General features: G+C 37.6%; 14 protein-coding genes. 3 read left to right on the forward strand and 11 right to left on the reverse strand.

The features are described 5' to 3' along the window. The first annotated feature begins 84 nt into the window (after positions 1-84). Together ppsA and ydiJ are read left to right on the forward strand one after the other, a co-directional pair. Positions 85-2,463, forward strand: coding sequence for a phosphoenolpyruvate synthase (gene ppsA / locus ACXAC4_RS23940; protein ID WP_475166481.1), 2,379 nt, complete (start codon positions 85-87; stop codon positions 2,461-2,463). 367 nt (positions 2,464-2,830) lie between these two features. Further along, the gene (gene ydiJ, locus ACXAC4_RS23945; protein ID WP_475166488.1) at positions 2,831-5,866 is read left to right on the forward strand and encodes a D-2-hydroxyglutarate dehydrogenase YdiJ; all 3,036 of its coding nucleotides are present in this window, start codon (positions 2,831-2,833) and stop codon (positions 5,864-5,866) included. A 65-nt stretch (positions 5,867-5,931) separates the two neighbouring features. On the opposite strand, the gene ACXAC4_RS23950 is transcribed toward ydiJ, so the two are convergent. After that, positions 5,932-7,143 carry a tyrosine-type recombinase/integrase gene (locus tag ACXAC4_RS23950; protein WP_475166490.1) on the reverse strand — a complete coding sequence of 404 codons (1,212 nt, stop codon included), beginning with the start codon at positions 7,141-7,143 and terminating at the stop codon, positions 5,932-5,934. Between the two features lie 191 nt (positions 7,144-7,334). On the opposite strand from ACXAC4_RS23950, the gene ACXAC4_RS23955 reads away from it, so the two are divergent. Beyond that, the gene (locus ACXAC4_RS23955; RefSeq protein WP_475166492.1) at positions 7,335-7,841 is read left to right on the forward strand and encodes a DUF4240 domain-containing protein; all 507 of its coding nucleotides are present in this window, start codon (positions 7,335-7,337) and stop codon (positions 7,839-7,841) included. Here the strand turns inward: ACXAC4_RS23955 and asd are convergent. The 10 genes from asd to ACXAC4_RS24005 form a co-directional block, all read right to left on the reverse strand. Next, complete coding sequence (asd, locus tag ACXAC4_RS23960; protein ID WP_475166494.1) at positions 7,838-8,947, reverse strand: aspartate-semialdehyde dehydrogenase; 1,110 nt, start codon at positions 8,945-8,947, stop codon at positions 7,838-7,840. The genes ACXAC4_RS23955 and asd overlap by 4 nt on opposite strands. Positions 8,948-9,158: 211 nt before the next feature. Beyond that, entirely contained in the window at positions 9,159-11,873 is a 2,715-nt protein-coding gene (locus ACXAC4_RS23965; protein WP_475166498.1) for a TonB-dependent receptor plug domain-containing protein, read from the reverse strand. Between the two features lie 75 nt (positions 11,874-11,948). Next, the gene (locus tag ACXAC4_RS23970) at positions 11,949-13,604 is read right to left on the reverse strand and encodes a hypothetical protein (protein ID WP_475166503.1); all 1,656 of its coding nucleotides are present in this window, start codon (positions 13,602-13,604) and stop codon (positions 11,949-11,951) included. Between the two features lie 227 nt (positions 13,605-13,831). Continuing rightward, positions 13,832-15,133, reverse strand: coding sequence for a tetratricopeptide repeat protein (locus tag ACXAC4_RS23975; RefSeq protein WP_475166508.1), 1,302 nt, complete (start codon positions 15,131-15,133; stop codon positions 13,832-13,834). 28 nt (positions 15,134-15,161) lie between these two features. Further along, positions 15,162-15,767 (reverse strand): energy transducer TonB, encoded by a 606-nt coding sequence (locus ACXAC4_RS23980; RefSeq protein ID WP_058032526.1) that lies wholly within the window; start codon positions 15,765-15,767, stop codon positions 15,162-15,164. 8 nt (positions 15,768-15,775) lie between these two features. After that, positions 15,776-16,186 carry an ExbD/TolR family protein gene (locus ACXAC4_RS23985; RefSeq protein WP_058032525.1) on the reverse strand — a complete coding sequence of 137 codons (411 nt, stop codon included), beginning with the start codon at positions 16,184-16,186 and terminating at the stop codon, positions 15,776-15,778. 20 nt (positions 16,187-16,206) lie between these two features. After that, positions 16,207-16,734, reverse strand: coding sequence for a MotA/TolQ/ExbB proton channel family protein (locus ACXAC4_RS23990; protein ID WP_058032524.1), 528 nt, complete (start codon positions 16,732-16,734; stop codon positions 16,207-16,209). 2 nt (positions 16,735-16,736) lie between these two features. Further along, a complete protein-coding gene (locus ACXAC4_RS23995) occupies positions 16,737-18,101 on the reverse strand; it encodes a MotA/TolQ/ExbB proton channel family protein (RefSeq protein WP_475166516.1) in 1,365 nt (454 codons plus the stop codon). Between the two features lie 11 nt (positions 18,102-18,112). Beyond that, entirely contained in the window at positions 18,113-18,865 is a 753-nt protein-coding gene (locus tag ACXAC4_RS24000; RefSeq protein ID WP_349287030.1) for a DUF3450 domain-containing protein, read from the reverse strand. 240 nt (positions 18,866-19,105) lie between these two features. Further along, entirely contained in the window at positions 19,106-20,995 is a 1,890-nt protein-coding gene (locus tag ACXAC4_RS24005) for a methyl-accepting chemotaxis protein (RefSeq protein ID WP_475166522.1), read from the reverse strand. Positions 20,996-21,088: the final 93 nt, after the last annotated feature.

Consider the following 21,088-nt stretch of genomic DNA (forward strand, 5'->3'; position numbering starts at 1 on the left):
TTTGCCAGTGTAGAATGCACTCGACTATACTAATGGTCAAACAATCTCTCACATTTATTACAATTTGTTTATGGAGACAGTTCCGTGCAAGACTACGTTCTCTGGTATCAAGAGTTAGGTATGCAAGATGTACCTCGAGTGGGTGGCAAAAATGCGTCACTTGGGGAAATGATTTCAAACCTAGCAAACGCTGGTGTACAAGTACCAGGCGGATTCGCTACAACCGCCGAAGCCTTTAATGAATTTTTAGAGCAATCAGGCTTAAACGAAAAAATTCACAAAATCCTAGACACATTAGACGTTGATGACGTTAACACCCTAGCTAAAGTGGGTGCTGATATTCGTCAATGGATCATCGATACACCTTTCCAACCAGAACTAGATAAAGCTATTCGCGACGCATATGACACGCTCCATGGTGATGCATCTGCAGATGTTTCTTTCGCAGTTCGTTCATCAGCAACTGCAGAAGATATGCCTGACGCTTCGTTTGCGGGTCAACAAGAAACATTCTTAAATGTTCGTGGTATTGACGCTGTAATGATTGCAATCAAACACGTATTTGCATCGTTATTCAATGATCGTGCAATTTCTTATCGTGTGCACCAAGGTTATGACCACCGTGGCGTTGCGCTATCAGCTGGTATACAACGCATGGTGCGTTCAGACAAAGCATCTTCAGGTGTAATGTTCAGTATCGATACTGAATCAGGTTTTGAAGATGTAGTATTTGTAACATCAAGCTATGGTCTTGGTGAAATGGTTGTGCAGGGTGCTGTAAACCCTGATGAATTTTATGTTCATAAACCAACTTTAGCCAAAGGTAAACCTTCTGTAGTTAGAAGAAACTTAGGTTCTAAAGCAATTCAAATGGTTTATTCAAGTGATGAATCACATGGTAAGCAAGTGGAAATTGTTGATATGGAGCCTGAATTATCAAATCGTTTTTCAATTACAGATGAAGAAGTACAAGAACTAGCAAAGCAAGCTGTAATTATTGAAAAACATTATGGCCGTCCGATGGATATCGAATGGGCTAAAGATGGAAATGACGGTAAACTTTATATCGTTCAAGCACGTCCAGAAACAGTGCGCTCGAATGAAGACGCAAACGTGATGGAGCGTTTCCAACTTAAAGCACAATCTAATGTTATTGCAGAAGGTCGTGCTATTGGTCACAAAATTGGTTCTGGTGTTGTAAGAGTGCTTAACTCAATCGACGAGATGGACAAAGTTCAAGTTGGTGATGTATTAGTTACTGATATGACAGATCCAGATTGGGAACCAATCATGAAACGTGCAGCTGCGATCGTTACAAACCGTGGTGGTCGTACATGTCACGCAGCAATCATTGCTCGTGAACTTGGCATTCCAGCTGTAGTTGGTTGTGGTAACGCAACAGACTTAATCACTAATAACCAAGAAGTAACCGTTTCTTGTGCTGAAGGTGATACAGGCTATATCTACGAAGGCAAGCTTGATTATGAAGTAATTACTTCTGAAATTGACTCTATGCCTGATTTACCAATGAAAATCATGATGAATGTTGGTAATCCAGACCGTGCGTTCGACTTTGCTAAGTTACCACATGCTGGTATTGGTCTTGCGCGTTTAGAGTTTATTATCAACCGAATGATTGGCATTCACCCTAAAGCTTTAATTAACTTTGATACTCAACCAGCTGATTTGCAAGCTGAAATCAAAGAAATGATCGCAGGTTATGCTTCTCCAGTTGAATTCTATATCGAGAAACTAGTTGAAGGTATTGCAACTTTAGGCTCAGCATTTGCGCCAGAGCGCGTCATTGTTCGTATGTCAGACTTCAAGTCAAATGAATATGCGAACTTGGTCGGCGGTCAGCAATATGAGCCGGAAGAAGAAAACCCAATGATTGGTTTCCGCGGCGCGTCTCGTTATATTTCTGAAGATTTCCGTGAATGTTTTGCTCTAGAATGTGAAGCTATTAAACGTGTAAGAAATGGCATGGACTTAACGAATGTTGAGATCATGATACCATTTGTTCGTACATTAGAAGAAGCAGCTCAAGTAATACAATTACTTGAAGAGCATGGCTTAAAACGTGGTGAAAATGGCTTAAAAGTAATCATGATGTGTGAATTACCATCAAATGCATTACTTGCAGAAGAGTTCCTAGAATACTTCGACGGTTTCTCTATTGGTTCTAACGATTTAACTCAGTTAACATTAGGTCTTGACCGTGATTCTGGTTTAATCGCACACCTATTCGATGAAAGAAATCCTGCAATTAAGAAGCTTTTATCTATGGCTATTCAAACTGCTAAAGCCAAAGGTAAATATGTTGGTATCTGTGGCCAAGGTCCTTCAGATCATGAAGATTTTGCTGCCTGGCTTGTTGAACAAGGTATTGATTCTGTATCTTTGAATCCTGATACAGTGTTAGAAACTTGGTTGTATTTAGCAGATAAACTTAAAGCAAACTAATTGAAAAGCCGGCAATTGCCGGCTTTTTTCATTTTACTTTGTCTAATCTGTAACAAACATTTCTAAAAATTCGCTGTAATTTCTTCAAATAGATTCTAGCTTTAGGGTAATAAAAAGAAAAACACATTAGAGCAGCCAAACCAAATATGATTGAAGGACCAGGCACAACAAAAAAGATAATTGCAAATATTACAAATAGACAACCTAAACTCAAAGTAAAAAATTTCTTCATAGCAGCCTCCTGTATTAAATAATAGCAAGTTAAATATAATTTTCTGTTTCTAACTGTAACAAAGAATATAAAACTCAATTTTCTTAACATACTACCGTGATACAATAGAGTCATAAGTAATAAGTAAAAACCGTCATGATTGCTCAAATTTCTCAACAAGATAACGCAAATGAATTAATCAATAGCTATATAGATAAGCTTAAAAGTACAGGCTTTACTGGTGATCTTGATACCAGTTACGCAACACGTATTGTTAATTCAACAGATAACAGTATTTATCAAGAAGTACCTCAAGCTGTAGTTTTTCCTAAATCAAATAAAGATATTCAAATTGCACTTCAAACAGCCAACCAAGATCCATTTTTGTCTTTAACTTTTGGTCCAAGAGGTGGAGGCACTGGCACTAATGGGCAATCACTTACACCCGGCATCATTCTAGATTTATCACGACATATGCGTGAAATTATAGAAATAAATGAAGAAGAAAAATGGGTCAAAGTTCAAGCGGGTGTAATTAAAGATCAGTTAAATGATTTTTTAAGACCTTATGGATATTTCTTCGCTCCTGATTTATCAACGAGTAATAGAGCAACAATTGGCGGTATGATAAATACCGATGCTTCTGGACAAGGTTCGTTAGTATATGGAAAAACCAGTGACCATGTTTTAGGGTTAAAATCATATCTTGTTGATGGCACCGAATTAAATACAAGTAAAATTACTAAAGAACAAGCTGAGTTATTAGCAGAGCAGCAGGCAACTACATCATCTGTATATAAGCAAGTACTTACTTCATGTGAAAGTAACAGAGAATTAATTCTAAAAAAATTCCCGAGACTCAATCGCTTTTTAACTGGTTATGATTTAGAAAATGTTTTTAATGAAGAATTATCTACATTCGATTTATCTAGAATTATAACAGGAAGTGAGGGCTCACTAGCGATAGTTGCAGAAGCAAAACTTAATATTACACCTATTGCACCATTTAAAACTTTAATAAATATAAAATATGATAGTTTTGATTCTGCACTTCGTAATTCTCCATTTTTAGTTGATGCAGAAGCAACGTCCGTAGAAACCGTAGATAGTAAAGTTCTGAATCTAGCAAAAGAAGATATTATCTGGCATTCAGTTTCGGATCTTATTCAAGATGTCCCTGACAAAGAAATGTTGGGTTTAAACATGGTTGAATTCAATGGAGAAACAGAAAATGAAATGGATGACAAAATTAATAACCTTTGTAATAAACTTGATGCACTGATCGAAAATAAACAAGCAGGTGTTATCGGTTATCAACTAACAAACGATAAATCAGAAATTCTAAAAATTTATGCGATGCGTAAAAAGGCAGTCGGGTTACTTGGTAATACAAAAGGAAAACAAAAACCTCTCGCTTTCGCGGAAGATACGGCCGTTCCACCTGAAAATTTAGCAGACTTTATTTCGGAATTTAGAACATTGCTTGATAGCCATAATCTACATTATGGTATGTTCGGTCATGTTGATGCAGGTGTATTACATGTTAGACCAGCACTCGATATGTGCGATCCTGAGCAAGAAAAGTTACTTAGAAAAATTTCTGATCAAGTCGTATCACTTACAGCTAAATATAATGGTTTGATGTGGGGCGAACATGGTAAGGGCTATCGCAGTGAATATGGTCCTGAATTTTTTGGTGAAGAACTTTTTAACGAACTTAGAAAAATAAAAGCAGTGTTCGATAAAAATAATAGACTAAACCCTGGAAAAATTTGTACGCCAATAGAAAGTAAAGACTCACTTGTTTCAGTTGATGGACAAAAAAGAAGTTGGTTTGATCGCAAAATAAATGTCACTGTTAAAGACAGTTTTGAAAATGCAATGAATTGTAATGGTAATGGACTTTGTTTTAATTATGATGATGACACACCAATGTGTCCATCTTATAAAGTTACCAAAGATAGACGTCATTCGCCAAAAGGGCGAGCATCATTATTTAGAGAATGGTTAAGACTTCAAGAAGAGCAGGGCGTTAATCTTCTAGAAGTTGAAAAGCAATTAATTAATAAAGAAAGTGATACTACCTGGTGGGAAAGGTACCGAAACTCTGGCTCTAATAATTACGACTTTAACCACGAAGTCAAAGAAGCGATGGATGAATGCTTGGCTTGTAAAGCATGTTCTTCAGCTTGCCCAATCAAAGTGGATGTTCCTACATTTAGAGCTCGATTCTTAAATTTCTATCACAGTATTTATTTACGACCTGCTAAAGATTTACTCGTAGGAAATGTCGAAGCAACAGCACCAATTATGTCTAAGTTTCCTAGGTTGAATAATTTTATTGTAAATAATTTTCCTGGGAAACAATTCATTAACAATATAATTGGCTACGTAGATACACCTAACTTGAGTGTACCTGCAATATCTGAACGCATAAAAACAAAAAACAAATTTGATTTCGAAAAAGTTAATTTACTTTCTGAATCTGAAAAAAATAATTCAGTTTTAATCGTACAAGATCCATTTACTAGTTTCTATGAAGCAGAACTTGTTGCAGCAACGATTAAACTTATCGAAGCATTAGGCAAAAACGTTTTTGTTCTGCCATTTGTTCCAAATGGCAAACCTCAACACGTTAAAGGTTTTCTTAAAGAATTTAAAACGACTGCAAAAAATTCAAGCCAGTTTCTGAATCAAGTAGCTGAATTAAACATTCCAATGATTGGTTTAGATGCGTCTTTAGTTATGGTATATAGAGATGAATATAAAACAATTTTAAACTCTGAAGATAGAGGTCGCTTCGAAGTTAAACTTGCACATGAATTGTTTGAATCATTTGATTTTAGCGGGCTAAAAATAAACAGTGAAAATAGCTTTACCTTATTGTCACACTGTACTGAAACAACAGCTATGCCGTCAGCATCAAAAACTTGGAAAAATATTTTTTCTCAGATAGGTTTAGAGTTAAATACTCCCGCTACTGGTTGCTGTGGTATGGCTGGTACATATGGACATGAAAAGCAAAATTATGAAAAGTCTAAGTTATTGTATGAATCTTCTTGGAAAAAGAAGATAAAAAATGAACAATTGAATACTATTTTGTCGACTGGCTTTTCTTGTCGTTCACAAGTTAAAAGATTTGAAGGTAAAAAGCCACTTCATCCAATTGAATTTATTGCTTCTAAACTTTAAAAACATGAGGTAATGTGGTTGAAATAATTCAACCACATTCAATTTAACATAATCGAAATACGCTATTATAAAGTTCTCTTAGAGCCAGACTTTGCACGATCTGACACATTAGTTTGTATGTAAATCTGGTCTGTCGTCGCAATTTTTGAATGCCCAAGATCTTCGGAAAGGTGTTTCAGTGGACGATGTTTTGCATCATGCGTTGCACCTGTATGACGAAGCCAATGAGATGTGGCTGCTTTAAGTTGTTCTGATTCATCTTCAAAACCATCTTTTTCTAATTTTTCGATTGCAAGATCAAAACTTTCTTGAACGATTCTTCTGATCTGTCTGACATTCATACCACCTTGGCCACGTAATTTATGAAGGATAGGGGATGGATCATCTGCGCGAGGTAAAGGTTCAAAACCTCTATGAATACGATACCTTTTCAAATATTCCAAAAATTCTTCGCTTAAAGTAACATCTCTAAGTTTGTTACCTTTACCCATAACACGCAAAAACCAGTAATTATCAGAATCTTGCCAAAAATGACTCATAACTGGTGACCACTGTGGTCTATCTGATAATTCAGAAATTCTAAGATATAACCCTTTTAAACAAGCTAACGTGAATAAATTCCTTTCGAATTTAGGCTCTTTTATGCATTTATCTTTTGTCACACCGAAGACATATTCCCATTGAAGGTCACTTAGAGTATCCGGCATATTGATTTGAGATTGCACAACTAAATATGGAGAATTTTTTTTAACTACAGGCACATAGTTAAAAGCTGATTTTTCTTCTAATTGTGCAAATTTATAAAATACATTTAACGCAGTAAACATGGCTGCAAGCGTTTGTTGACTGACACCATTTTCTTTTTCTATAAAAGGACGCCATTTTTCATTAATGCATTTTATGCCGTCTTTATCTTTAAACCGCCATTGTACAGAATTTGTCGACCAAGCTTTTTCAGGCTTAACCATGAAATCAACGTAAGCTTCTATGTCTTCACGCTTTAAATTGAAAACTGATGATTTTGTAAAATGCCAAGACCATAGATAGAATCGTTCGATTTCATTTCGAAAACGATTAAATGTTGCTTCAGATTTTCTTCCGTAAACATATAGAAACTTTAATAAAAATTCATAATCTGAAATTATAAAGTCATGTTTAGAGTTCAATGCTGTCAGTTGAGATTCTAATTCAGGATATTCGGTTCTAAGGGTAGCATCTTCAACATGGGCAATCATATATCTTAATTGCTTTACAGTATCAACTAACGGGAAAATCATATTAAGTCCGATATTGGTTAGTATTGGACATATTTTAGAGATTTAGAGAGGCTATGTAAACTAAAGTTTTTAACCCAAAGAGCTCTTAAATATATAAACACACTAATTTAACATAACGTAAATTATGCGATATTAACTAAACAGTAAAATAATGCTAGAATTTGCACTCACTTATTAGCTGGTCTATCAAAATGAATGAACAAACCTTTTGGGAAATTTTAGAAAAAGTAAGTCAATCTCCAGAAGATCCAAATGAAACACTTAAATCGATATTAGCTAAATTAACAAGCAATGATATCGAAGATTTTGATGTAATTTATACAGAAAAGCTTAAAGACCTTTGGCATTGGGATAACTGGGCGGTTGCATTTATTATATGTGGTTGTAATACAGAGTATGATTTTTTAGATTTTTGTAATTGGTGTTTATTACAAGGAAAAGAATTTAATATAAAACTAACTAGTAAACCAGACGAGCTGTTCGATTATAATTTCCCAATTAAAGATAGTTTACCTTACCCTTATATTGACGAACTTGATCTAGTACCAGGTTTATTATTTGAAGAACTAACTGGTAAAGAACTTCCTTATCATCAAGTAGTTAACTTTCAACCTAAGGGAAAAAGATTTAAAAATAAACCTAAGTCCCTTAAAGAAAATTATCCAAATTTATTTAATAAATTTTGGAAAAAGAATTAATCTATAATAATTCTTAACATTCTTCTTAAAGGTTCAGCTGCTCCCCAAAGTAGCTGATCACCCACAGTAAATGCACTAATATATTTCGGTCCCATCGTTAATTTTCTAATACGACCGACTGGTATATCCAATGTGCCTGTTACTTTTACAGGTGTTAATTCTTCTGCTGTGATATCTCTATCATTTGGAATAACACGTACCCATTCATTATGATTAGCAAGAATGCTTTCAATCTCATCGACGCTTAAGTCTTCTCTTAACTTAATGGTCATTGCTTGGGAATGACAACGCATTGCGCCAATTCTCACGCATAATCCATCAATTGGAATTGGTGAACGACTAGAGCCTAAAATTTTGTTTGCTTCTACTTGCGCTTTCCACTCTTCTTTTGACTGGCCAGATTCCATTGGCACATCAATCCATGGAATTAAACTGCCAGCTAGCGGCACACCGAATTGGTCTTTAGGTAACGAATCAGATTTAATTTTCTCAGCTACTAGTTTATCAATCTCGAGTATTGCTGAACTTGGATCATCTAATAGAGATTTAACTTCTGAATTAATCTCACCCATTTGTGTGATCAGCTCTCGCATATTACGCGCGCCAGCACCAGATGCAGCCTGGTAAGTCATTGGAGAAACCCACTCAACTAAATCACGTTCGAATAGACCGCCTAGAGCTAATAACATTAACGATACAGTACAATTACCACCTACAAAAGTTTTAACGCCCTGCTCTAATCCTTGCTTAATAACATCGTTATTCACTGGATCTAAAACAATGATGCTGTCGCTTTCCATTCTAAGTGCAGAAGCTGCATCAATCCAATATCCACTCCAGCCTGACTCTCTTAAATGTGGATAGACAGATTTTGTATAATCACCACCTTGGCAAGAAATAATAATGTCCATTTGGGACAAAGCAGTCACGTCATTTGCATCAAGCAACAGTTTAGGCGTGCCAGCAATGTTAGGTCCTAATTGACCAGTTTGAGAAGTTGTAAAAAAATGCGCTTCAATCTTATCAAAATCATTTTCTTGCTGCATACGCTCCATTAAAACGGAGCCAACCATACCACGCCAACCAACGAGTCCTACTTTATTCATAGTCTTTTACCTTGTATCAAATTATTTAGAATCATTGCGTGAGTCTAGACGTCTAAAACTAGCAAAAATCAACAAATAGCACTAGCTTTATCTTGTTAAATTTAAAAACTTTCATCTATTTTAGTTTTAATGCATTGTAAGATGTGTTCCACATGCATTTAAAAATAAGCCCACTCCGTTTAGTGGGCTTACTGATACGTTTTAACTCAGATTAGAATTCCATTGAAACATCTAAGCTGATCTGTTGAGCCATTTCTTTTTCACGGATCACAACGTTATTTTGCTGTACTTCAAAGTTCTGACCTAATAGATTCTTCACTTTAAAAGTAACTGTTGTATTAAAGTTCGGATAATAACTATAAACTAGGTCTAATGAATTGATCGGCTGCTCGTAAGCATCATCAAAATCATTAACGCCTGCCGCTAAAATACGATCACCAAATACATTATAAATTACTGATGCCTGATGATTACCATTATGTGAATCATAGTTAAGTTGGAAGTTAGCAACATACTTAGAATGACCTGTCATTCTTCGTTTCAGGTTTGTCAGATCACCCTTGTCAGCTTCTAATATTTCAACTTCTGAATCACTCAATGTAACGTTACCTGATGTAAATATTGCGCCACCTAGTGCATCAGCAGATAACTCAAGCAACCATTCAGCTTCGATACCATAAACAAAAGCCGTATCAGCATTGTCGAACTCTAGAGTGAAACGACCATCCGCTTCTGTTAACAAGGCTTCAATTGGTTTATCTATGTCTTTATAGAAGGCGCCGATTGAATAATTGTCACCATTTTCCATATAAAACTCAGCTCTGAAATCAAAGTTATCTAAATAACTTGATTCAAGCGTTGGATTACCGAGTGTACGATAATCGGTTAAAGGATCTTGGTACTGAACTGGTGTTAATTCACGCAAGTCCGGGCGAACAATTGTTTGGCCATAACCAAATCGTAACTGATAAGACTTTTCGCTATATGTGACAGAGAAAGAACCAAAGTAATCATCTTCCATCACACTCGCTTGTTGAATTGCTTCTTCACTAAGTTTGTCAGCAAGCAATGCTGGATCAAAAATTGAGCGAGAATATGCCAGTGCTACCTGACGGAAGTCTTCATAACGAACACCACCAGAAAAGCGCCATTTTTCTCCCATTAGGTAATCAAAGCTACCAAAATAAGCATCGATTTTCTGAGCTGCTAAGTAATCATCAGCAGCCGGCTCTTGGAAAAGAAGTTCAACATCAGTCATATCAACAGTTGAATCATCTCTGAAGTAAGAGCCTATTCCTAAAGCTTGAGTTGGAGTGTCAGCAAGTGATAGGCTTTCATTTTGACCAAAGCGATATTTTAGGAAATCTGTGCGGTAATCACGCGTTTTATCGACAAAAAAACCACCACCTTTTAGCTCTAACTCAAATCCATCAAAGTAAAAAGCTTTACTTGCGTTCCAACCAAAGTTTTCTACTTCATCTTCCATCGCTACGTAACGATATAAATAAGGATTACCGCCTGAACTTCCGGTATAAACCGTTTCTGAGTATTGACCATTTACGTATAAATCACGCACTGATACTTCTAATTCGCTTGGAATATCAGTTGTTGCGGTTGAATCTGTGTAATGCCAATCAACACCAACACCATCAAGTAATGACCAAGTTAAGTTGTGAGTACCTCTAACCTGAAGAATTTCAAGCTCACGTTGCTCAAAAGAAGTCAGGTTTTTACGTGTAACTTGTCCACTTTCTATACTTAATGACTTTGATGGTTCTTGATACATTGCATATGACGCTTCATTTTCAGTGTCACGCAGCATCATGTAACCTGCATTAATATCGTGTCCATCAAGTTTGTAACCAACATTTAATGAGGCATTTAGTTTGATGTTATTCTTGGTAGACTGTTTTTCTTCTTTAGCAGAATAACAAGTGAAAGTATCTTTACTACATTCTAGTTCCTCAGTGTCTTTTGTTGCCAAAACTGAGTTGAACTCTGTGCTATTAGACCATTCATTATCATAGGCAACAGAAGTTAAAAAACCTAGTTGGCCACCAAAACCAAATAAATCATCGAAACGATCACCAAACACAACCTTTGCACCGAAGTCAGGGTCAATGCTTTTTTCGACCATACCGAAATCACGAGGTAATGCTTTGATTAAACCCTTATTAAGTGCAATTGCAGCATCTTGGCCTATGTCTGAACCCTGCATTTTAGATTCAACTTGACGAATATTACGCACAGATAAATCAGATAAGCCGTTTATATAGGTATTTAATGCCATTTGGATTTCTGCTGGCATTTGGCGTAGACCGTCGTCTTTGCCTAACCAATCATCATCACTACCGTTATAAACTAGGCCAGTATCATTAGTGTCTTTATAAGCACCACCAACTTCAATTTTAAATACTCGATCCGATGGAATACTTTTAGTACGAATATTTACATCACCACCACCAAATGCGGCCGGCATATCTGGTGAGTAAGCTTTTTGAACTGCAAGCGATTCGATAATACTAGAAGGGAAAATATCGAGTGGAATAACATTTCGGGTTAAATCAGGACTTGGTACGATTGCACCATTTAAGCGAACACTTGAATAACGTTCACCCAAGCCACGTACATAGATAAATTTATCATTTACTAAACTTAAACCTGTTACACGGCGAAGTGCGGACGCAGCATCACTATCTCCGGTTCTTGAAATCTGTTCAGAACCCATGATATCTGCAACGAACGCTTGATTTTTACGCTCTTCAATAACAGCGCTCGCGCTTCCTTTAAGGCGACTACCAACAGCAACAACTTCTTCAATTTCTTGTGCAGTTTCATCTGCAGCTAAAACCTGTGATGCTGGTGCCAATAAAGAAAGTAAAGATAAGGTAATTAAATTTGCCTTAAATTGCTTTATTGGTTTCATTTTTAATTCCTCTAAACCAAATTGATTCAACAAGGGCGCAAAAGTGCGCCCTATCAGTTTATTTTGTGGTTTAGATTAGTTTTTACGTGCCATAGACGCTTTTACAAACTCAACCCACTCGTCGCTAGCGCCTTCACCGATTGCACCGATGAATGCGACATCGTCGAAGAATGAGTTGTCAGCATTCAGTTTTGCTGACTCGATAGCAACCGCATTACCATCTTTATCAGTAATTGTGCCTTTAGTCGTAACACCGTCTTCAGCAAGTACATTTGAGAAATCAGCAAAGCCGATTAGCTTGTTCATTTCACCAGCTAAGAACCACTGCTCAATATCGAAACCTGCTAGATCACCAGTAAGGGCAGTGTTAATTTCTTCGAAGTTTAAACCACAAGCGAAGATAGAGTTCGAGAACGAAATGTCACCAGCTTTAGCATTTGCGTGAACACCCGCTTCATGTGATTGGTCTTTATCGTTGAACAGGTCAAAACAACCTGCACCAGATTGAGTAGAAGAGTTAACAAATAGCATATTAACTAATTTCGCTTTGCCCCACTCTTTCATTTCCATACCAGCACCTGTGTTTTTACGTGCTTCAGCATCTACTTTACCATTTGTAACAACAGTCGCGTTTGCAATAGTAGGGAAAGAAACAGAAGTTACTAATTCAGAGTCTGCACTTGGCGCTTTCTTAGCACCATCAGTTTCAAAACCATGGTTACCATGCTCTTTTGAATGAACTAAAATGAACTGGCCATTACCTTTCCAACCCTCATCCCAGTCAATACCATCATCTACTGATTCAGTGATTACAATGTGCTTAATATCTACAGAGCCACCGAATAATTCGATACCATCATCAGCACCATTGTGTACATGGATGTATTCAATCTCAGTACCTGAACCAACTGCGTTAAGTGTAAGACCATTTAGTTCATTATCTGGTGTTACTTCGTAACCAGCGTATTTGATAACAACATGTTTTAATGTACCACTGTCGTCAGCTGCATCATTACCACCGTAGTAAGAAACGATACCTTCTGCTTTATGGTTACACTGGCCAGCTTCAGCATCAGCTTTAGCACAACGAATTGATTGGCCCATACCGTTAATTTGAATACCGCCCCAGTCACCAATTTGTGCAGTCGTTGAATCATCACCGTCTATGTCGCTGATACTTGTAAATACGATAGGCTTGTCAATCTCACCAATTGCTTCAATGTTTGCACCACGTGCAATACGGATGAAGCTTTCTGGCTTAGTGAAGGCAATGTTTACACCCGCTTCGATTGTTAGAGTAGGGCCGTTAACATCAATAACGCCGCCTTTTGATGTGTCTACATCTGCACCGATGAATAGTTCACCTTCAAAAATGTGTGCACCACCATCTGGCAAAGCAGGGATTAAGAAAGAAGCAGTAATATCTTTTGCGTTACTTGCAAATGCTTGGCTATACACACAATTTTTATTTGCGTCATCTGGCTTACCCTTAAACTCAACACCATCCATTGTGTATGACGCACATTCAATTGCAGTAGTTGGAGGTGTTGTAGTACCGCCACCGTTATTTCCTGAGTTATCACTTCCAGTATTATTTGTTACATTGCTAGTAGAGTTGTCTACACGGTTATCATTTGTTGTTGGTGTTACGTTGATATCACCACCGCCACAACCAGCAAGTACAAGAGCAGAAGTAATTAGGCTAGCTTTAAAAAACCCAGAAAGTTTCATTTTAATCTCCAAAAATATAATAAGTCGTTATAAGCGCAAAAAAGCTTGATGTATAAATTAATGGAGTTTTGTTACTGTTGGGTTACATTAAATATAAAGTTAGATGACAGTATTAATACATCTTTATGAATGGAATAATTATTAAGAAATTAAATTATAATTGATTATAAATAGAAAAAGCCGTGATAGTTAAACTAACAACGGCTTTGGTGTTGCGATTCTTTTATTTATAAAAGTGCTTGCTTTAAGCTTTCTGAGTGTAATTTCTCTTTTTTGACAAACTTGATCCATTGTTTAGCAAGTCTCGAGGATTTTTTATGCTTTTCAGCTTGCTCAAAAGCCAAAATGGAGGCGTCAAAATTTTCAAGGTTGTACTGTGCCATACCAAGTGCTACGTATGCATTGGCTTCAAAATTGAGCTCGCCTTTATCAAGGGCTTCACGAGCATAATCTGCAGCTTCTTCGAACTTCTCTAAGTTCAAATAAACCTCAGCTAACCTTTGAGAATAATTACCATGTTCAACCTTAGCGGCAGCCTGCTTAAAATGTGAAATGGACTTTTCATCCTCTTTAGCTTGTACGAAAGCCTCTGCGATGAATGCCTGGTTTTTTGCACTATTTTCAATCTTACCGCTTGAAACGCCCTCTTTTAAAACCGAGGCAGCTTTATAGTTCAAACCGTTGTACATATACACCTGGGCTAACTGCATGATTTCATTCTTAGAACGTATAAAGCCTTGTTGTTTGGCAGCCTCTAATATAGCGAGTTGTTTTTTTCCATCTCCCACTTCGCCATACATGCCGCCGAGCTGCACCCAATACTCTGGCTTATTATAAAGCTTCACCATTTTTTCAAGAACTTGAACCACCTGCTCAGGTTGATTCAAAGAATAATAAAGCGCGCGTTGTAAAACCAACCAGTTTTCTTTAGGTTGTTCGCCTTGGCTTTCAGCAAAGCTTATCGCTACATTGATGCTTTCAAGCGCTTCATTATATTGCTTTTGCAGGTAATGCGCGTTGGCACGTAAAACATAATAACTGTTTGCAATCGGCTTAGTGTTACCCAGTTTCCACTTATCAAGATACGAAATCACCTTCACATAATCATTGTTTGCCATGGCAAGCTGCGCAAGACTAAAAGTTGTAGACTGCCTTAATGATTCTGGAATTTGCTCTTCTGAAATCACTTGCTCAAAAGATTCAATGGCCTTATCTAACTGATTTTCGTTATAGTAAATAAAACCATAGAAGTTATACATCATCGCAACTTCGTAAGCATTCATGCTGCTTGCTCTTGCTTTGATGTTGTCTAACGCTTCTAGGCCTTCTTGTACCTTACCTTCATCAGCCAATTTTTGAGCTCTCGCCAATTGGCTATACACTTTGTTTCTAAGTGCCGGCACACGCTTTGTTTTAGTCTCAGCATAAACTGTATTGATGTCAGTTAAAGGCGTAACCGATAATAAACTTGGTAAAACAGACGCTGATAAAACAATACTAACGGTTAAAGTTAACTTTCTAATATTCATTTATATTTCCTCGCAACACACACAAAACTTATCCATTGATCTGGAATGAAATTTTGTTTTGAACACCGGCCACTTCAACTGCTTCGCCGTTAACAACACGGGGTTTATACTTAAATTTCAAGGCTGCATCCAATGCTGCTCTGTCGAAAATGCTCTGTGGTTCAGCAGTAATCACTTTAGGGTCACGAACAGTACCTTGTTTAGTTACTATGAACTCAACAATCACGTATCCTTCAATCCCTCTTGAAAGAGCACGTCTTGGATAGACTGGTGCAACTTTAACGATAGGAAGATATTCACCATCGCTTGATTCCAAAGCTAAACCACCACCCAAATCAACATCTGCTTGTACATCAGCACTAAAATCAAAATCAGTACCAGCTGCATCTAGATTATTAGCCTGCATTTGAGGCGCCTCCATAGGTGGTGGTGGCTCCTTAGGAGTTGGTGGTTTTTGTGGTTTACGCTCTTTCTTTTGAACCGTTTCTTCTTTCTTCAACCTTACAAAGTCAAGTACTTGACCTTTTGCAGGCTCAGTCATTGCACCTTCGCCACTCTGGATCAAAGCCTGCATTCCCAAAAATAGGAAGAAGGTGATAGTGGCAGCAATTAATAAAGCGGTTAAGTAACGCATTGTTGCTCCTATGATTCCTGCGCAGCAATTGATACATCGAACGCGCCTGCAGCTCTTGAGGCATCCATTACTTTGATAAGTAGCTCAGTTGTCGCCTTCTTATCAGCTTGAATAACTACACTGCCTTGTGGGTTTTCAGCTTTTAGACGTTCGATATTTGCTTGGACAGCACGAATATCAATCTGACGTTTATTTATCCAAATCTCACCTTTGTCAGAAATCGCCACTAAAATATTTGCACGTTGTTTTTTAACTGCTGTGGCTGCTTCTGGACGGTTTACATCTATACCTGCTTCCTTTACAAAAGAAGCGGTAACGATGAAGAAAATAAGCATGATGAATACAACATCTAGCATTGGGGTCATATTAATTTCTTCTGCTTCTTCTTCTTGAAAAACTTTTGCTAATGGCGCTCTCATAATTTTTTACCTCATGTTGCTTAGTGATCTAGCAACAATTTATCTTCTAATAACTCAACTTCACGTTTTGCTTTACGCTGTAAAAATGTCACAGCAAATACACCAGAAAGTGCACCGACCATACCGGCCATGGTTGGAATGGTTGCTTTAGACACACCCGCAGCCATTGAACGTGCACTACCTGTACCTGTAATGGCCATCACGTTGAAAACTTCAATCATGCCTGTAACTGTGCCTAATAGCCCCAAGAGAGGACATAAAGCAACCATGACACCAATGTATGGCAGGTTTGTATTTAACTTAATCCCAATACGTGAAATCTGAGCTTGTTTAATTTGTTCCGCATTCCAGCTATTACGCTCTGAACGTGCTTTCCAGCTAGCGATTACCTCTTTGCGCTGTTGACGGTATAAACCGAATAAATATATGAAGCGCTCTAAAATAAGTAACCACATTGCGAAGATAAGGACACCGATGACCAGGAGTACCTGGCCACCTGTATCTAGAAAGCTGCGTAGTGCGTTAATTGCATCTAGCAATAAAACCACGTTTACGCTCCTTTCTCACTACGCTCTGCAATAATGCCAGCGCTTTGTTCTTGCAAAATAAGTAACAGGTTACGAGAACGCGTATTTAACAGCGTGTATAAGAATACGGTTGGGATAGCAACTACTAGACCCAGTACAGTTGTAACAAGTGCCTGAGAAATACCGCCAGCCATCAGTTTAGGATCACCAGTACCAAATAAAGTGATTGCTTGGAAGGTGTTAATCATACCCGTTACTGTACCTAGTAGACCTAGTAGTGGTGCTACAACAGAGATAATCTTAATCAGGGTTAGATTACGAGTAATCTTTGGCATTTCACGAAGGATTGCTTCGCTTAGCTTTAACTCAAGCGTGTCGTAAGCAACATCTGGGTACTGCTCTTTAACCTTCATCACACGACCAAGTGGGTTATCTTCACGTGGTGTTGTGTCTTTAAGTTGACGACGAATTTTTGCACTCATCAGCATTAAACTAATGAAGCGTTCAAGTGCGATAAGTAAGGCAATAACACCGGTTGCTAAAATCACATAACCAACAGAGCCACCTTGGTGAACCTGCTCTTCTGTATTTGGTGCTTGAACTAAAAGGCCTAAAATAGAACCGCCTGTTGGGTCTAGTGCAAAATCAACGACTCCGCCATTTGCTGCTTGTAAATCTGCCGCTGAAGTCTGATAACGTGCAACTGGTTGTCTTGTTAGTTCAGAAATTGTGTTTGTAACAGGGTTGAAAGTTAAATATTTGCCATCAGCGATTAAGTTAAACGCACCAACACGAAGAACTTCTTTATTTACTTTCTCGCCACCAGCAACAATGACTTCTGCGTTATAACGAGAAACTTTACCTTGCTCTGTCATTTCACGTTGTAGTTCAAACCAAACCTTTTCAATATCTTCAATTGATGCAAGTTTTGAGCTTGAGCCCATCTTTGCTGCCATTTCATCCATGAACGCGCTGCGACCAGAAATTTCAGCAGAAACAACTGATGTTTGGAATTTATTGCTAGCATCACCTGATACTTGCTGAAGTACACCAAATAGCTCTTTTAGTGTACCCATACGTTTACTTAACGTATCAGACAAGTTTTGTAACTTAATTTCGTTTTCTTCAAATGACGTTTCAAAACGCTCTGAGCGCGCTAATTGGGCATTTCTGTCTGAAGTAAGCTTACGAAGTGCCGCATCTTGTTCATTACGTTTTGCGACAAATTCCGCTTCTCTGGCTTTATTTTCGGCAGTTTGTGCAACCTGCCCTTGCTCTAATGTTTTAAGTAACGCATCTAAGTTAAGTTCGTCGGCCATTGCTGCGCCTGATAAACCGAATGTCGTCGCTAAAATCGCAGCTTGACTAAATTTCTTTAACAGTTTCATTTTAAGACCTCTTATTTCGCAGCATTGATTGGTAGCGTTAACATATCTGGGGCAAGTTGCTTACGTGCTATGCGTAGCGCTTTATTTATTTGGCTGATGTTTGTATCTGGTAATTCTTTAAATTGTTTTGATTCTTTTTCCCAAATACCAGCCATTTTTCCATCTTTAGTGACATACATCAGTTCGAGACGACCGATACGTAAAAAATCAACTTCACGTTCTTGACCGGCAACGTTAATAAGCGCTGGGTAAGCTTCAATGGTACGACCGTATTCAACTTCAACTTGGTAAGCTTCAAGTACACGGCGGAACTTTTCACTTGATGTCACATCAGCACGCTCCATCATTTCACGAAGCTTTGAAACGCGCTGCTTACGCTCTTCTAATAAGAAAGGCACATCTAGAGCAACAAACTGCTCAAGACCTGTAATCATGTTAAGCATTAACGGGGTGATCTGGCGCTCAATTACTGACACTTGGTCCATTGATGCATTGATGTCTGCCATCTCTGCTAATTGATTTTGAATTTGTTTATCTAATTGACTGTTGTAAACCATCAAACCATCAATTTCTTTATTTAATGTTTTGAATTGTTGCAATTTCGACTGCATAGAGTCAGAAATAGAGTCAATTTTTCCCTGAGTTTTTAAAGCAGAGTCATTAATCGCTGCACTTTTTTCAACAACAGGATTTAAAGAATTGGCGTGAACACCAGTTGCTGTTGCTAAAACACCTGCAAGAAGCAGAGGGTTAATGCACTTCATCGCATACACCTTAGATTGATTGTTATGAAATTGCGTGCAGTTTAAAGAGGTAAAATGACAGTGGTGTTGCGCAAAAAATACAATTTTATTACAGGCGTAATAATTTATATAAATACACCAGAGGGATGAAGATATAATTAATTACGGCTTATATCTCCTTTTAATCCATATTTATATCTATCAGCGCCAAAAATATAAAAAGCTCCAAAAGGAGCTTTTTATAATAGAGCTTATGTGTAATTAAACTTTAAACTTTAATAACATCTCTTCTAAGTTTCTAAATTGAGCTTGAAGTGTTCTACATTCTTCTAAAGTCTGATGAAGGTTATCAACACCTTGTTTACTGATGTCGCTGATGTGATGAATATCAGAATCTAAGTTATGTATAACATCGTTTTGTTGTTGAGTTGCGCTTGCCACAGCATGGTTAACAACATCAATTGCGTCAATGGCAGATGTAACAGATTGCATTTTATCACCTGCCGCAGCAGCTTTATCCGCACTTTCTGAAGAATCTTTCAACGCTTCGACCATAACTGCAACAGCTGTACTAGATCCAAGTTGAAGGTCTGAAATGGTATTTTCGATTTCTTGAGTTGACTCTTGTGTGCGTTGTGCAAGTTGTCTCACTTCATCAGCAACGACAGCGAAACCTCTACCTGCTTCACCCGCTCTTGCGGCTTCAATTGCAGCATTAAGCGCTAAAAGGTTTGTTTGTTCACTGACACCTTTTATTACTTCAAGTACTTGTCCAATACTCGCTGAATGTTGATCAAGACTGGTTACTGTGTCTTGTGCTTGAGCCATCTTGTCACTCAAAGAAGAAATTCCGGCAATATTTGAATTAAGTACATGTTGGCTATCTGCACTGAGCTTATTTGCTTCAGAAGCTAGTTCAGATGCATTATGTGCATTACTACTTATTTCTTGCGCACTAGAAGACAATTCATTGATGGCAGTTGCAACACTATCAGTACGTTTCGTTTGATCGTTATACAAAGAAAGCGCATCATTCGCTTGCTCATTCATACTTGTGATAGATTGTTGTAGGGTTAAGGTAGATTCACGAACTTGCTTAATTGAGTCATGGATCTTGTCAACAAAGATATTAAATTGCGTCGACAATTCACCAAATTCATCTTCACTGGAGCAACTTAAACGTTGAGTTAAATCGCCTTCACCTTGTGCAATGTCTTTAATGGCATCATTTAGCTCTTTTACTGGTCTCATCAAATATTTAAGCAATACTTGAAGCATCACAACTATTGCCACAACACCGATGACAAGATAAATCAAAGCCATGTTTCTAAATGAAGATACCGAAGAGTAGGCAATTTCTTTATTAATTACGACACCCAGATACCAATTAACGTTATTAATCCCTTTCATAGGCACGAAAGAGACTATTTTTTCTACACCCTCTAACTGCATTTCAATAAACTCACTTTGCAGAGAGAGGCGCTCTCCAAACAAATCAGTCATTGGTTTGTCATTTAATCTCGTATTTGGATGAGAAAGAATTCTACCTTCACTATCTAGTAAAAAGCCGTAACCAAAACCTAAAAAGTCAATTTCGTTTATGATGTCTGTAATGGTGGCCATATCAATATCACCACCAGCAACAGCACTTAGTCGACCACTTTCAAATAAAGGTACGACTGCAGAGATAGTTAACTCATTTGTCGTGACATCTATATATGGCGTAGTAAATGCTGTAGAGCGCTTTTGTTCTGCAAGTTTATACCAGGGCCTTGTTGTCGCATCATAATCTGCTGGTAACTGAATTGATGGGTCATCTAAAACGAATGTACCATCTGGCATACCGATGTAAGTATTTTTAAATTCACCTGCGATGTCAGCTGTTTTTAGACGTCGTAAGATATCTGATTCAGTGTCTGACTGTTTATGGCCTTTTGCAACAGATTCAACAATTTTGAGCCTATCATTCAACCAGTTGGCGATATTTTGAGAAACTGAATTTGATATTTCGTGCAAAACAGCGGTAAGTTGTTCTTGAGTTTGGGCTCTCATAACAATGAAGTTATTGATTGTGAACAGCCCTAAGATGATCACTAAAACCAAAGATGCCGCGGCAGTTACTTTGGTAGAAAAACGTAATGATTGGAGCATGGGGATCCTACTTATTTTTATATGAACGCAACCTTTGCAACTCTTTTTTAACAAATTTTTTAGTGTTACGCTCTATATAATCGACAGAATTTC

This window comes from Pseudoalteromonas sp. AWM4_233, assembly GCF_056158285.1.

Bases quoted from the DNA above. Each gene is read 5' to 3' on its own strand.
- ACXAC4_RS23955 (WP_475166492.1), top strand. From the start codon at position 7,335: ATGAATGAACAAACCTTTTGGGAAATTTTAGAAAAAGTAAGTCAATCT.
- asd (WP_475166494.1), bottom strand. From the start codon at position 8,947: ATGAATAAAGTAGGACTCGTTGGTTGGCGTGGTATGGTTGGCTCCGTT.
- ydiJ (WP_475166488.1), top strand. From the start codon at position 2,831: ATGATTGCTCAAATTTCTCAACAAGATAACGCAAATGAATTAATCAAT.
- ACXAC4_RS23970 (WP_475166503.1), bottom strand. From the start codon at position 13,604: ATGAAACTTTCTGGGTTTTTTAAAGCTAGCCTAATTACTTCTGCTCTT.
- ACXAC4_RS24005 (WP_475166522.1), bottom strand. From the start codon at position 20,995: ATGCTCCAATCATTACGTTTTTCTACCAAAGTAACTGCCGCGGCATCT.
- ACXAC4_RS23975 (WP_475166508.1), bottom strand. From the start codon at position 15,133: ATGAATATTAGAAAGTTAACTTTAACCGTTAGTATTGTTTTATCAGCG.
- ACXAC4_RS23965 (WP_475166498.1), bottom strand. From the start codon at position 11,873: ATGAAACCAATAAAGCAATTTAAGGCAAATTTAATTACCTTATCTTTA.
- ACXAC4_RS24000 (WP_349287030.1), bottom strand. From the start codon at position 18,865: ATGAAGTGCATTAACCCTCTGCTTCTTGCAGGTGTTTTAGCAACAGCA.
- ACXAC4_RS23980 (WP_058032526.1), bottom strand. From the start codon at position 15,767: ATGCGTTACTTAACCGCTTTATTAATTGCTGCCACTATCACCTTCTTC.
- ACXAC4_RS23950 (WP_475166490.1), bottom strand. From the start codon at position 7,143: ATGATTTTCCCGTTAGTTGATACTGTAAAGCAATTAAGATATATGATT.
- ACXAC4_RS23985 (WP_058032525.1), bottom strand. From the start codon at position 16,186: ATGAGAGCGCCATTAGCAAAAGTTTTTCAAGAAGAAGAAGCAGAAGAA.
- ACXAC4_RS23995 (WP_475166516.1), bottom strand. From the start codon at position 18,101: ATGAAACTGTTAAAGAAATTTAGTCAAGCTGCGATTTTAGCGACGACA.